Source organism: Allobosea sp. 47.2.35 (assembly GCF_024655635.1).
Classification (GTDB): domain Bacteria; phylum Pseudomonadota; class Alphaproteobacteria; order Rhizobiales; family Beijerinckiaceae; genus Allobosea.
Map to the genome: position 1 here is coordinate 1 of NZ_JANLGI010000010.1, position 12,241 is coordinate 12,241.

General features: G+C 67.5%; 13 protein-coding genes. 7 read left to right on the plus strand and 6 right to left on the minus strand.

Annotated features, from left to right (window positions below; genetic code table 11):
• The first annotated feature begins 85 nt into the window (after nucleotides 1–85).
• The 3 genes from NUV79_RS13715 to NUV79_RS13725 are packed head-to-tail and all read left to right on the plus strand — an operon-like array spanning nucleotide 86 to nucleotide 2,875.
• Nucleotides 86–1,153 carry an ABC transporter ATP-binding protein gene (locus tag NUV79_RS13715; protein ID WP_257733809.1) on the plus strand — a complete coding sequence of 356 codons (1,068 nt, stop codon included), beginning with the start codon at nucleotides 86–88 and terminating at the stop codon, nucleotides 1,151–1,153.
• Nucleotides 1,150–2,040, plus strand: a complete 891-nt coding sequence (locus tag NUV79_RS13720; protein WP_257733650.1) for an ABC transporter permease — start codon at nucleotides 1,150–1,152, stop codon at nucleotides 2,038–2,040. Before NUV79_RS13715 ends, NUV79_RS13720 begins: the two co-directional genes overlap by 4 nt.
• 4 nt (nucleotides 2,041–2,044) lie before the next feature.
• Nucleotides 2,045–2,875 carry an ABC transporter permease gene (locus NUV79_RS13725; RefSeq protein WP_047580561.1) on the plus strand — a complete coding sequence of 277 codons (831 nt, stop codon included), beginning with the start codon at nucleotides 2,045–2,047 and terminating at the stop codon, nucleotides 2,873–2,875.
• 42 nt (nucleotides 2,876–2,917) lie between these two features.
• Here NUV79_RS13725 and NUV79_RS13730 read toward each other — a convergent pair whose 3' ends face one another.
• Nucleotides 2,918–4,738 (minus strand): ABC transporter ATP-binding protein/permease, encoded by a 1,821-nt coding sequence (locus NUV79_RS13730; protein WP_257733651.1) that lies wholly within the window; start codon nucleotides 4,736–4,738, stop codon nucleotides 2,918–2,920.
• Nucleotides 4,739–5,013: 275 nt separating this feature from the next.
• Here NUV79_RS13730 and dusA point away from each other — a divergent pair, with 275 nt between their 5' ends.
• Together dusA and NUV79_RS13740 are read left to right on the plus strand one after the other, a co-directional pair.
• Complete coding sequence (gene dusA, locus NUV79_RS13735) at nucleotides 5,014–6,039, plus strand: tRNA dihydrouridine(20/20a) synthase DusA (protein WP_257733652.1); 1,026 nt, start codon at nucleotides 5,014–5,016, stop codon at nucleotides 6,037–6,039.
• A 101-nt stretch (nucleotides 6,040–6,140) separates the two neighbouring features.
• Nucleotides 6,141–7,022, plus strand: coding sequence for a PhzF family phenazine biosynthesis protein (locus tag NUV79_RS13740; RefSeq protein WP_257733653.1), 882 nt, complete (start codon nucleotides 6,141–6,143; stop codon nucleotides 7,020–7,022).
• A gap of 16 nt (nucleotides 7,023–7,038) precedes the next feature.
• Here NUV79_RS13740 and NUV79_RS13745 read toward each other — a convergent pair whose 3' ends face one another.
• Nucleotides 7,039–7,293 carry a hypothetical protein gene (locus tag NUV79_RS13745; protein WP_257733654.1) on the minus strand — a complete coding sequence of 85 codons (255 nt, stop codon included), beginning with the start codon at nucleotides 7,291–7,293 and terminating at the stop codon, nucleotides 7,039–7,041.
• Nucleotides 7,290–7,445, minus strand: a complete 156-nt coding sequence (locus NUV79_RS13750) for a hypothetical protein (RefSeq protein ID WP_257733655.1) — start codon at nucleotides 7,443–7,445, stop codon at nucleotides 7,290–7,292. The genes NUV79_RS13745 and NUV79_RS13750 overlap by 4 nt, the downstream gene beginning before the upstream one ends.
• A gap of 123 nt (nucleotides 7,446–7,568) precedes the next feature.
• On the opposite strand from NUV79_RS13750, the gene NUV79_RS13755 reads away from it, so the two are divergent.
• Together NUV79_RS13755 and NUV79_RS13760 are read left to right on the plus strand one after the other, a co-directional pair.
• Nucleotides 7,569–8,411, plus strand: coding sequence for a DUF6502 family protein (locus NUV79_RS13755; RefSeq protein ID WP_257733656.1), 843 nt, complete (start codon nucleotides 7,569–7,571; stop codon nucleotides 8,409–8,411).
• Nucleotides 8,408–9,565, plus strand: coding sequence for a hypothetical protein (locus NUV79_RS13760; protein ID WP_257733657.1), 1,158 nt, complete (start codon nucleotides 8,408–8,410; stop codon nucleotides 9,563–9,565). The genes NUV79_RS13755 and NUV79_RS13760 overlap by 4 nt, the downstream gene beginning before the upstream one ends.
• 15 nt (nucleotides 9,566–9,580) lie before the next feature.
• Here the strand turns inward: NUV79_RS13760 and rfbD are convergent, their stop codons facing one another.
• The 3 genes from rfbD to NUV79_RS13775 are packed head-to-tail and all read right to left on the minus strand — an operon-like array spanning nucleotide 9,581 to nucleotide 12,236.
• Entirely contained in the window at nucleotides 9,581–10,477 is an 897-nt protein-coding gene (rfbD, locus tag NUV79_RS13765; protein ID WP_257733658.1) for a dTDP-4-dehydrorhamnose reductase, read from the minus strand.
• Entirely contained in the window at nucleotides 10,474–11,475 is a 1,002-nt protein-coding gene (locus NUV79_RS13770; RefSeq protein WP_257733659.1) for a glycosyltransferase family protein, read from the minus strand. The genes rfbD and NUV79_RS13770 overlap by 4 nt, the downstream gene beginning before the upstream one ends.
• Entirely contained in the window at nucleotides 11,472–12,236 is a 765-nt protein-coding gene (locus NUV79_RS13775) for an ABC transporter ATP-binding protein (RefSeq protein ID WP_257733660.1), read from the minus strand. The genes NUV79_RS13770 and NUV79_RS13775 overlap by 4 nt, the downstream gene beginning before the upstream one ends.
• Nucleotides 12,237–12,241: the final 5 nt, after the last annotated feature.

The window sequence follows — 12,241 nt, forward strand, 5'->3', positions numbered from 1 at the left end:
GCGGGGGGGGGGGGGGGGGGGGGCCCCGCCCCCCGCCGCCTGCCGTTTCGATCCCGTTTCTCAGATCCATCCGGAAGCCATGACCATCAACGCAGCCTCGTTCCGCGAGCTTCGGCTCGACCGTCTGAGCCGTGACTTCGGCACCCATAACGCGCTCAAGGACGTCTCGCTGACGATCGGCAAGGGCGAGTTCATCGCGCTGCTCGGCCCGTCCGGCTGCGGCAAGTCGACGACGCTGAACCTGATCGCGGGTCTGCTGCCGGCGACCGGCGGCGGCATCTGGCTCGACGACAAGCGCATCGATCCGCTGCGCCCGGAAGAACGCGGCTTCGGCATGGTCTTCCAGAGCTATGCGCTCTTCCCGCATATGAGCGTGAACAAGAATATCGGCTTCGGCCTGAAGATGCGCGGCCTGCCGCGCGCCGAGATCGACAAGCGCGTCGCCGAGGCCGCCGCGCTGGTGCGCCTGCAGGGCCAGACCGAGAAATTGCCCGGCCAGCTCTCCGGCGGCCAGCAGCAGCGCGTCGCCATCGCGCGCGCCATCGTCGTCGAGCCGCCACTGGTGCTGATGGACGAGCCACTCTCGAACCTCGACGCCAAGCTGCGTCTTGAGATGCGCGCGGAGATCCGCCGCATCCACAACACGCTCGGCGCCACCACGATCTACGTCACCCACGATCAGGAAGAAGCGCTCTCGCTCGCCGATCGCATCGTCGTGCTGCGCGACGGCCAGGTTCGTCAGGTCGGCACACCGGAAGACCTGTTCATGCGGCCGGACCATCTCGACGTCGCCGAGTTCATGGGCTTCCGCAACAAGGTGAAGGGCAAGGTCGCCTCGGTCAGCGACGGCAAGGCGGCCGTCACGGTCGGCGATGCGCAGCTCTCCGGCCGTGCCCGCGAGGCGGTCTCCGCTGGCGCCGACGGCTATCTGGCGATCCGCCCGGAGGACCTGCACCCAGTCGCTGCCGGCCAGCCCGGTCTTAAGGCGCAGGTCGTCTCGACCGAGTTCCGCGGCCGCGAATTCGTCGGCTTCGCCCGCATGGCTGACGGAACCGACCTGTCCTTCCTCGCCCATGACAAGCTCTCGCCGGGCGAGGCGGTGACGCTCGCCGCCGATCCCGACCGCGTCCTCGTCTATGGAGGGGCGGCGTGAGCACCGACACCTCCTCCATCCCGCTGAAGCAGCGGCTGGCGGCGCGCGGGCTCGACGGGCTGACGCTGCTCGTCCTGCCGGCGGTGCTGTTCCTGCTGGCGCTGTTCATCTACCCGTTCTTCTACGGGCTCTTCCTGTCCTTCGAGCCGAAGCAGGGCGGCATCTTCGCCAATTACCAGCGCTTTTTCTCCGATCGCTTTCTCTATGGGACGATCGCGACGACACTCTGGCTCGCCTTGCCGGTCACCATCGCGACGCTGCTGCTGGCGATCCCGATCGCCTTCCGCGTCCGGCTGATGCGCAACCAGCGCCTCTTGACCACGATCCTGGTGATCCCGATCACGCTCGGCACGGTGCTCGTCGCCGAGGGCCTGCTGAACTATCTGGGGCCGCAGGGCTGGTTCAACCGCGTGCTGATGACCTTCGGCATCATCTCCTCGCCGGTGAAGCTGCTCCACAATTACTGGGGCGTGATGCTCTCGCTGGTCATCACCGGCTTCCCCTTCACCTTCCTTTTGACGCTGTCCTACCTCTCCGGCATCGATCCGGCGCTGGAGCAGGCGGGTGCGACGCTGGGCGCGGGGCCGTGGGACCGCTTCAAGCACATCCTCTTCCCGCTCTTGCTGCCGGGGCTCGCGATCACCTTCTGCCTGAGCTTCGTGCAGGCCTTCTCGGTCTTCCCCTCGGCGGTGCTGCTCGGCGCGCCCTCGGGGCCGACCCGCGTGATCTCGATTGCGGCCTATCAGGCGGCCTTCGAGGAATACGACTACTCCATGGCTTCGGCCGTCGCGATGATCATGGGCGTGGTTCAGCTCAGCATCGTCGTCGTGGTTCTGGCCGTACGCGGCATGCTGTATCGCGGCCCGGCCGGCGGCGGAAAGGGCTGATCCGATGGTGAAAGACACCCGTCTCTCGACGAAGCTCTGGGCGGCTGCCAACTGGACGCTGATCGGCTTCTTCATCGTCAACCTCTTCGCGATGATCGCGACGGTGGTGACCTCGTCCTTCTCGACTCGCTGGCTCGGCACCTGGCTGCCCGCCGGCTGGACGACGCGCTGGTACTCGGCCGCCTGGGCGGAATTCCAGCTCTATGACGTGCTGCTCGTCACCTTCCAGATCGTCTTCCTGGTGGTGGCGCTCTCCGGCCTGATCGGCGTGCCCGCGGCCTATGCGCTCGCGCGGCGGGATTTCCCGGGCAAGAAGCTCGTCATGCTGCTCTTCCTGCTGCCGCTGCTGGTGCCGCCGATCACCTTCGGCATTCCGCTGGCGACGGTGCTCTACCAGACCGGCTTCGCCGGTCAGATGTCAGGCGTGGTGCTCGCCAACCTCGTGCCGACCGTGCCCTTCGTCATCCTGGTGATGATCCCGTTCATCGAGCAGATCGACACCAAGATCGAGGCGGCGGCGCGCGTCTTCGGCGCCAACACCTTCAAGCTCTTCGTGCATGTGCTGCTGCCGCTGCTCATGCCCGGCATCCTCGCGGCGCTGCTGCTGGTGCTGGTCAGGACGCTCGCCATGTTCGAACTGACCTTCCTCACGGCCGGCCCGACCAGCCAGACGCTGGTCGTCGCGCTCTACTACGCAGTCTTTGCCGCCGGTGTCCGCGCGGTGCAGTCGATCGATGCCATGGCGGTGATCTACATGGTCACGACGCTGATCTGGCTCGTGATCGCGCTGCGCTTCGTCAACCCGACGCAGATCGTCGCCCGCGCCAAGCGGTAACCAGGTCGGGCGGCGTTCCCACGAGCGCCGCCCTCACTTTTCTCAGGTTTCCGGGCGCTCGTCCTCATTGGCGGCGCTACGGCTCCTGAACAGCCGCCACAGCGATTTGCGTAGGCGCCTCGACGTCAGGTGCGCGCCGGCCGGCCGCCGCTCCAGCGTGATCTTCTGGTCGTGATAATCCTCCAGCCCCGGCCGGTGACCGACACTGATCAGCGTCGCCTCGGCGAGCTCCTCGTCGAACAGGCTGAGCAAGGAAGCCTGGCTTTCCTCGTCGAGCGCCGAGGTCGCCTCGTCCATCACGATGATGTCGGGCTTCTGCAGCAGCAGCCGCGTGAAGGCGACGCGCTGGCGCTCGCCACCGGAGAGGATGCGGTCCCAATCCTCTTCCTCGACATCGAGTTTCTTGGCGAGATAGCCCAGCCCGCAGCGCTGCAACGCCGCCGTGATTGCCTCGTCCGGCACGGCACGGTCTGAATCCGGGTAGAGCAGGATGCCGCGCAAGGCGCCGCGCGGCAGATAGGGCTTCTGCGGCACGAAGGCGATGGTCTGGCCGGACGGCACGCGGATCGTGCCTGAGCCCCAGGGCCAGATGCCGGCGAGCGCACGGATCAGCGTGCTCTTGCCCGAGCCGCTTTCGCCCGCGATCAGCGCCTTCGCGCCCTGCGGGATGGAGACCGTGGCATCGGCCAGCACGACACGGCCATTACTATGGGCGATCGACAGGTTCTCCAGATGGATCGCGCCATCGTCGCTCTCGCCCAGCGCGATCTGCTCGTCCTTCTCCATGATCGTGCCGATATCCAGCGCCTCCAGCTCCTCCACCAGTTCGTCGACGCGGGTGACCGAGGCGAACCATTCCGCCAGCCGCACAAAATTATCGACGAACCAGATCAGCGCCGCCTGCACGGCGCTGAAGGCCGCGACGACCTGCACGACGGCACCGAGCGTGACGCCGCCGGCCAGGAATTTCGGCGCGATCAGCAGGAGCGGCACGATCGGGAACAGCGCGCCATTGGTGTTGAGCACCAGCGCGATAACGCCCTGCTGGCGCACGATCCGGAGCCAGGCCGCGACGACGCGCCCGTAATTCTCGCCGACCGAACTGCGCTCGTCGGCATCGCCCTTGATCAGCGCGATGCTCTCGGCATTCTCGCGCAAACGCGTCATCTCGGCCCGGAACTGCGCCTCCATCTCGTTCTTGTGGGCGACGCGCGCGACGAGTGGGCGCCCCGCGAGATAGGCCGCGAGCGAGGCGATCGTGGCATAGACCACTGCCGCCACCGCCATATAGCTGGGGATCACGATCGTGGTTCCACCCAGCGTGAATTCGGCGGAGCCGGCGACCTGCCAGAGGATCGCGGCGAAGGTCGCCGCCGTGACGAAGGCGGTAATGAGTCCGATCGCCAGTTCGACGAGCGGCTCGATCGAGAGCCGGGCATCCTCGGCGATCCGGTATTCCGGTGCGGTCATCTTCTTGGAGAGGAAGCCCAGGCGATAATAGCGCTGATCGGCGATCCACCAGCCGGCGAGGCGGCGCGTCAGGTTCTCGCGCCAGCGCACCTGCAGCAGCATGCGGCTGACGACGAGGCCGGAAACCGAGAGAGCGGAAGCTGCCAGGAGAAAGGGTAGCCAGCCGGTCGTCGCCCAGACGGCCTCGACGTCGCGCTTTTCGAGCGCGTCGAAAAACCAGCGGTTCCAGCGATTGATGCCGACGGCGCTGGCCGTCTGCGCCGCGATGAAGATCAAGACGGCGGCTGTCAGCCCCCACGCCTGCCAGCGCGCCCTGCCGCGCCAGTAGCGCAGCGCGATGCGGAAGAACTGCCGCATGCGGGAGCGGCGTGAAACACGCGGAGCCTCGGTCATATGCTACTCCGCCTTTCAGGTGCCGCCGCCATTCGGAAAAGGTTTGCGACAGGCAGCCTCCATCCCTTCCAACCGGCAGCCCGGCGGCACGGTTCCATGGGCTTACGGAGGCAGTTAGAACGGGGTAGAGCTCGGATTTTTCGCCGTGCCCCTCGCGTGTTGGGGCGATTTGCGCCATATACGCCGCAGCTTTGCCGTTTGGGCGTCGTTTGACGCCGGGAGCGGCCTATCTGGCGACGACGCATCACCGCAATCAGGCATCGGCAGGCCGAGAGTTGAACGCAGAAATCCCGACAACCGAAGCCGGTCGCGCAGCGAGCTTCTGGCGCTTCTCCGTGGCGCCGATGATGGACTGGACGGACCGGCATTGCCGCGTCATCCACCGCCTGATGTCGCGTCATGCGCTGCTCTATACCGAGATGGTGACGGCGCAGGCCGTGATCCGCGGTGATCGCGAGCGGCTGATCGGGTTCGACGCCGTCGAGCATCCCGTCGCGCTCCAGCTTGGCGGCAACGACCCGAAGCTTTTGGCGGAAGCGGCGAAGATCGGTGCCGATTTCGGCTATGACGAGATCAACCTGAACTGCGGCTGCCCCTCCGACCGCGTGCAGGGCGGGGCCTTCGGTGCCTGCCTGATGCGCGAGCCGGCGCTGGTCGGCGATTGCGTTGCGGCGATGAAGGCGGCTGTGTCGATCCCCGTCACGGTGAAATGCCGCATCGGCGTCGACGATCAGGACCCGGAAGCCGCGCTCGATGCGCTGACCGCTTCGGTGCGCGCCGCCGGTGTCGATGCGCTCACCGTCCACGCTCGCAAGGCCTGGCTGCAGGGGCTCTCGCCCAAGGAAAACCGCGAGATCCCGCCGCTCGATTACGAGCGCGCCTATCGCCTGAAGGCGGCCAATCCGGACCTGCCGATCGCGATCAACGGCGGCATCAAGGCGCCCTCCGAATGGCCTGCCCATCTGGAGAAGCTCGATGGCGTGATGATCGGCCGCGAGGCCTATCAGAATCCCGAGATTCTCCTTCAGGTTGATCCGCTGCTCTTCGGGCAGGAGGCGCCGGTGACGGACGCTTTCGCCATGCTGGAGGCGCTGGAGCCGTATATCGCTGCGCATATCGAGCGGGGCGGGCGCGTGCATGCCTTCACCCGCCACCTCGTCGGCCTGTTCCCGGGCCGTCCGGGCGCACGCATGTTCCGCCGCCATCTCGCCGAGCGCTGCGTCGGCGCCGAGGCGACGCTGGACGACCTGCGCGCCGCCATCGCCCATGTGTCGCGCCACGAGGCCGCAGCCGCGGCCTGATCGCGCCGGTTCGTTGCGGGAAGCGCGATTTGCTGCGAAGTCGTGGCTGGCCCCTCGGAGCAGGGGGGGGCGATTCCAGCTTCGACGGGACGGGCAGGGCGATGGCGCAGGACGGGATCAGGCTGGTCAACGTGTTCACGCATCAGGGGCAGGGCGGCAATCCCTGTCCGATCGTGGTCGACGCGGCGGCTTTGCAGGATGAGGACATGCGGGCGATCGCCGCCCGCTACGGCCACGAATCCGGCTTCGTCCGGCCGCCCTCCGGCACCGATTCCGATTTCACCTTCCGGTTCTGGGTTCCGCGCCACGAGATGGAGATGTGCGGCCACGCCACGATCGGCGCGCTCTGGTGCCTGGCGACGGCGGGTCGTCTCGATGCCGGGCAGATGCGGATCGAGACGCGCAGCGGCTCCGTCACCGGCTATGTCGATAACCTTACGTCCAAGAATCCGTCTGTCGAGATCAGCCAGCCGGTCGGCAAGGTCGTCGACCTCAAGCGTGCGCAGGAAGAGGATGTGCTCGCGACGCTCCGGATTTCACGCAGCGACCTGCTCGACCTGCCGATCCAGAATGCGGTGACCTCGCGCGTCAAGACGCTGATCCCGATGAAGAGCGTCGCGCATCTTCAGGCGCTGACGACCGACATGGCCCTCACCGAAAAATGCTGCGAGCGCATCGCCTCGACCGGGCTCTATCCTTACGCCGTCGCCGATCAGGCCGAGCGGGTCTTCGAGGCGCGGCAGTTCCCGAAATCCTCCGGCTACCCGGAAGACGCGGCGACCGGCATCGCCGCGGCGGCGCTGGCCTTCGGTCTGCTCAAGAACGATCTCGTTCCCCGCGACAGCGGTCGTATCACCATCCTGCAGGGCCGGGCGATGAACGCGCTCTCGGAAATCCGCGTCAGGATCGGCTTTGCCAACGGCCGGCCCGTCGGCTGTCTGCTTGGTGGCGAGGTCATGCCGGCGGACGATCACACCGCCTGAAGCAACGCGGCTATCTTCACACGGCCCGGCAGGGGCGCATCACCTGCTGCCCCGTCACCGGGTCGCGATAGCTGCTGTGCTGACAGCCTGCCTCGCGCTCGCGCGTCGTTTCCGATGCAACCAGAAGCCAGGCGATCATCAACCCCAGCGCGATCAGCAACGCACAGCCGACAAGGCGCGGAACGGAAACGCTTAGACGCTCGCCAGGCGTCTTGGCCTTGCGGGAATCGAGCGTCTCCGCAGCGTTTTTGGAGGCGGCTAGGCTGCTCATGGATGCAGCACGTTCTCGATCACGAACAGGGCATAGGGCACAGACATTGCCACCACGCAGCAGAGGGCCCGGCTGGTCGCGACAACGAGTTCGGAACGCCGCAAGGACGTGATGAAACGGGATCGCCGGGACAGGGCGGAGATGAGCGTCATGTGAGAGGGTGTTTCATTTAGTGGGAATTATTCCCACATAAACCGCCTTTCTCTCCGCGGCAAGGGGTGGGGTAAAAATTTGTGGGATTGTATCCCACATTGGAAAAGTCTAAATGTCGCCACATGTCGGACGCAGCCCAGGACCCCACCGCCGAGAAGCTCTATCCGCCGCTGGCGCGGCTGCTGCGCCCGCTCGTGCGGCTTTGTATCCGCGCCGGGATGACGTTTCCGGCGCTGTGCCAGCTGCTCCGGGAACTCTACGTCAATGTGGCGGAGTATGATTTCGCGCTGCCGGGCAAGGAGCAGACCGACAGCCGCGTCAGCCTGCTGACCGGGATCCACCGCAAGGAGGTCAGCCGCCTGCGTGGCGCCGGCGCGCCGGTCAATGCCGTGCCGGCCTCGGTCTCGCGCACGGGCGCGATCATCGCGCGCTGGCTGGCCTCGCCGCGCTACTGCGACGCGGCCGGGACACCCGCCCCCCTGCCGCGCACGGCGGATGCCGGGCAGCCCTCCTTCGAGGAACTCGTGGCGTCGGTGACGCGCGACCTGCGTCCCCGCGCCGTGCTCGACGAATGGATCGACCGCCGAATCGTCACAATCGACGCCGAAGACCGGATCGCACTGGCCGAGGCGGCCTTCATTCCCCAGCATGGCGACGACGACAAATTGTATTATTTCGGCCGGAACCTGCACGACCATCTCGCCGCTTCGGTCGCCAATGTGCTGGCCAGCAAGCCGCCTTTCGTCGAACGCTCGGTGCATTATGACGGGCTCTCGGCCGAGCTGGCCGAACGTCTGGAGGCACGCTCGCGCGAGCTTGCCCTCGAGATGCTGCAGCAGCTCAACCGTGAGGCGAACGCCGCCTGCGAGAGCGATGCGGGCGGCGATCATCGCTGGAACTGCGGCGTCTATGTCTTCCGCGAGGAGGTTCCCGGTGAAGCTCCTGCCGGGGATAGCCAGGGATGAGCGGCCGCCTCGCATTGACGCGCCGGGCGCTGCTGGCCTCTCTCGGCTGCGCTGTGGCCTGGCGCCCGGCTGTTGCTGCGCCGGAGCGGCCGCGCGATGTCGGGATCGGCGGCACCGGCTTCGCACCGGAAGGCAGCTCCGGCTCGGATCGCGGCATCGGTGGCACCGGCTTCGTCGGGACGATCCAGCGCTTCGGCAGCATCATCGTCAATGACAGTCGGATCGCTTATCCGCAGGATGTGCCGGTCACCATCGACGGCCTCGTTCGCAGCGCCCGCGATCTTCGCATCGGCCATGTCGTGCGTGTGGTTGCGCGGCCGGACGCCGGCGGGCTCGTCACGAACACCATTGCCGTCGAGCGAGAGGTGGTCGGGCCGGTCACCGCGGTCTACCGCGACGGCATCGACGTGCTGGGCCAGGCCGTCCAGATGCGCCCCGGCGAGCCGACGAAGGGCTGGCGGAAGGGCGAGCACGTCGCAATCAGCGGCCTGCGCCGGCTGGACGGAACGATCGTCGCCAGCCTGGTCGAACGTTCCGGCAAGGAAGCCATGCGCGTCACCGGCGTCGTCGAGCAGGATGATGACGGTCTCTGGATCGGCGGCCTCAAGCTGCTTGAGGCCGATCCGGCTCTTATCGGTCGTCGCATCGCGGTGGCGGGGCGGATCGCCAAAGGCGGTTTCCGCCCGAACGATATCGCGCAGGCCTCGCCCTTGCCGGCAGGCAGTGCCTTCTCGGTCGAGAGCTATGTGCGCGGCGGCGAAGGCCAGCTTCTGCTCGGCTCGGGCCTCGCCGTTCGCAGCGAGGCTTTCGGTTACGCGTTCTCGCCCTGGCAGGATGTGCGTGCGGTGCTGGATGGCCGCATCGGCCCCGATGGCATCCCGAGCATCGACAACCTGCGGTTGGCACGCACGAATGGCGAAGGTGCCGGGGGTATCGGTGGCCCCACTGGCCCGCAACCCCCCGGGCCGAACGGCTTCGGCCCGGGCATGATCGGCGGCGGGCCGAGCGGCCCTGGAGGTCCAGGAGGCGGTGGCGGTCCGGCTGGTTTCGGAGGCCCTGCTGGAATGGGTCCCGGAGGCGCAGGGCCTGGTGGTCCGGGCGGCCTGGGTGGGCCCGGCAGCGGGCCAGGAGGCGGCGGCGGTCCGAGCCGCTGACGCCGCTTTGCGCGATCAGGAGGCGGCTCGCCCCGGTGTGGCCGGTCCAAGCAACCTGTCGAGCGTCTCGTCGAGATCAGCCTCGAATGGCCCGAGCGTAACGCCCTGCCGTTCGGCGAAGCCGCAGTCCAGAACCGCATTGAGCGGGCGTTTCGCTGGCGTGGGGTGAGCGCTCGACGGAATCGCGATGACCTCGGTCGTGCCGCGCCCGCGTCGGGCGGCCGACTCCAGGATGATCCGGGCCTGCTCCGCCCGGCTCAGGACACTTCCTCCGACGAGATGCATCAATCCGCCGCTCATCACCCCGTCGCGCAGCCGCCATGACAGCATCAGCAGCGCCTTTGCGAGCGCCGGGGCATAGGTCGGCCTGCCATATTGGTCGCCGACGATCGTCAGCCGGTCGCGCCCTTCGGCCCAGCTCAACAGGCGGCTGACGAAGCTCGCACCGTGACCTCCGAAGATCCACGACGTCCTCACGACCAGAGCGGAGGGCAGCGCATCCAGCACGGCGCATTCGCCTGCATATTTGGAGGCGCCGTAGACATTGATCGGTCGGGGGGTGTCGCTTTCCCGATAGGCGCGATCTAGCTCCCCATCGAAGACGCTATCGGTCGAGACATGGATCAGCGGCAGCCTGGAGCGGGCGCAGGCTCTGGCCAGTGTGGCCGGGCCATCCCGGTTCAGGGCGAATGCTGCGGCCGGCTCGCTTTCCGCCTTGTCGACCGCCGTATAGGCAGCGGCATTGATGACGATGGCCGGATGGTGCCGATCGAGAAGCCGTTCGGCGGCACCCGGCTCCGCCAGATCGAAATCCGGGCGCCCCGCAGTCACGACGTTGTCGCCGCCGCAATTGGCAAGCGCTGTGGCGAGCTGTCCGGAGCGCCCCAGCACCAGAATGGTCGGCTTGCTCATGCTGCGTGCCGCCCGTCTGCGGCAGGGGCGGAACCTGCGGCATTGGTCGCCCGAGGAAAGCGCGTGCTGCGGCCCCACCACGGGATCAGCGCCCGGTCGGGCGGCCCCAGCCGGTTGCGTGCTCCGTCGGCCAGCCCGTTGAGCAGGGCGGCCACGCAATCGCGGGAGAAGCGGTGATGGGCGAGATGGGCCGCGAGCCTGACGGGCAGAGAAACCACGAACTTGGCTTTGTGCGACATGGGGACATGCGGCAGGCGCAGCATGGCGAGCTGGTTGCGGATATAGGTGTAGAGGCGGCGCGCCGGCTGATCGGTGAGCAGGAGCCCGAGTGGCAGGCGGATGATTCCGCGGCCGAGCTGGTGCGGCATCGAAACCGCCGGATCGACCCAGATCGAATAGCCGGCTGCCCCGGCGCGCAGGCACCATTCGATATCGATGGCGTCGATGAAATAGTCGCTGCGGAAATCGCCGATGGCGGCGAGTGCGTCGAGGCGGATCAGCGAGCCCGACGAAATCACGAACCGCGTGCGGACCGGAGCAGCCTGCGCGTGCGGCAGCGCCTCTACGGTCGAAAGCCGCATGGCCTCGCCTGCGGCATCGACCGGTTGCGGCCCGACGACCGCCACGCGCTCGCCTCGCGCCGCGAGATCGCGATGGGTCGCGGCGAGAGCACCGACGAGCCCCGGTCTTGGCTGGCTGTCCTGGTCGAGAAGGAGCAGGAATTCGCTGCCGCAGGCCTCCGCGAGCTGGCGCAGGGCGTTGTAGGCGGCGCCGAGCCCCCGGTTCAGCCCGGGCCGCAGTACGACGAGTTCAGCCCGGCCGGCGGCGGCCTCAAGCGCTTGTTGCTCCGCGCCGCTGACGGGGGAATTCGCGTAAACCGCGATCGTCGAGACGTCGTTGGCGAGGGAGGCGACGAGGCGCTCCAGCGCCTCGAACTGCGGGCGATAGATCACGATGCCGGCGACACAGCGCGTCCGGCTTTCGGCGAGGTCGATCATGCCGGGATTCTCCTGAGGGAAGACGAAAGGGAAGGGGACAGCACGTCCTGCAACGGCCCGTCGGCGACGAGCCGGCCATGTTCGAGCCGCAGCGCGCGCGTGCAGAGGCTGGCGAGCAGGCTATCGCTATGCGAGGCGAGGACGAGGATGCCGGCGCGGGCGACGAAAGCCTCCAGACGCATCTGCGCCTTCGCCATGAAGGCGGCGTCGCCCGCGAGGATGCCCTCGTCGAGCAGCAACACTTCGGGATTGACGCTGGTGCAGATCGCGAAGGACAGGCGCGTCTGCATGCCCGCCGAATAGGTGCGGATCGGCATGTCCAGGAAGCCGCCGAGCTCGGTGAAGGCGGCGATCTCGTCGATGCGGCCCTCAATCTGGCGGCGGCTCAGGCCGAGATAGAGCCCGCGCAGGCGGATATTGTCGTAGCCGCTCGCCTCGCCATCCATGCCGAGCCCGATATCGAAGAGCGGCGCGATCTTGCCATGGACGGCGACGCGCCCCCTTTGCGGGACATAGATACCGGCGAGCACGCGCAGCAGCGTCGTCTTGCCGGCGCCGTTATGGCCGACGAGGGCGACGCGCTCGCCATGGGCAATCGTGAGATCGATGCCGCTCAGCGCTTCGACGCAGGTCCGTGACCTGGCGTCGGAGCCGATGCGGCCGCCGGTGGCGCTGCTGACGATACGGTTGCGCAGGGAGCGGGCGCTGCCGCCATAGAGCGGGAACTGCACGCTGACGCGGTCGAGGCGGATCGAACTCATCGCCG

What these genes read in the sequence shown, in the direction of transcription:
- NUV79_RS13725 (WP_047580561.1), top strand. Translation starts at nt 2,045, where the DNA reads ATGGTGAAAGACACCCGTCTCTCGACGAAGCTCTGGGCGGCTGCCAAC.
- NUV79_RS13730 (WP_257733651.1), bottom strand. Translation starts at nt 4,738, where the DNA reads ATGACCGAGGCTCCGCGTGTTTCACGCCGCTCCCGCATGCGGCAGTTC.
- NUV79_RS13740 (WP_257733653.1), top strand. Translation starts at nt 6,141, where the DNA reads ATGGCGCAGGACGGGATCAGGCTGGTCAACGTGTTCACGCATCAGGGG.
- NUV79_RS13745 (WP_257733654.1), bottom strand. Translation starts at nt 7,293, where the DNA reads ATGAGCAGCCTAGCCGCCTCCAAAAACGCTGCGGAGACGCTCGATTCC.
- NUV79_RS13750 (WP_257733655.1), bottom strand. Translation starts at nt 7,445, where the DNA reads ATGACGCTCATCTCCGCCCTGTCCCGGCGATCCCGTTTCATCACGTCC.
- NUV79_RS13755 (WP_257733656.1), top strand. Translation starts at nt 7,569, where the DNA reads ATGTCGGACGCAGCCCAGGACCCCACCGCCGAGAAGCTCTATCCGCCG.
- NUV79_RS13760 (WP_257733657.1), top strand. Translation starts at nt 8,408, where the DNA reads ATGAGCGGCCGCCTCGCATTGACGCGCCGGGCGCTGCTGGCCTCTCTC.
- rfbD (WP_257733658.1), bottom strand. Translation starts at nt 10,477, where the DNA reads ATGAGCAAGCCGACCATTCTGGTGCTGGGGCGCTCCGGACAGCTCGCC.
- NUV79_RS13770 (WP_257733659.1), bottom strand. Translation starts at nt 11,475, where the DNA reads ATGATCGACCTCGCCGAAAGCCGGACGCGCTGTGTCGCCGGCATCGTG.
- NUV79_RS13775 (WP_257733660.1), bottom strand. Translation starts at nt 12,236, where the DNA reads ATGAGTTCGATCCGCCTCGACCGCGTCAGCGTGCAGTTCCCGCTCTAT.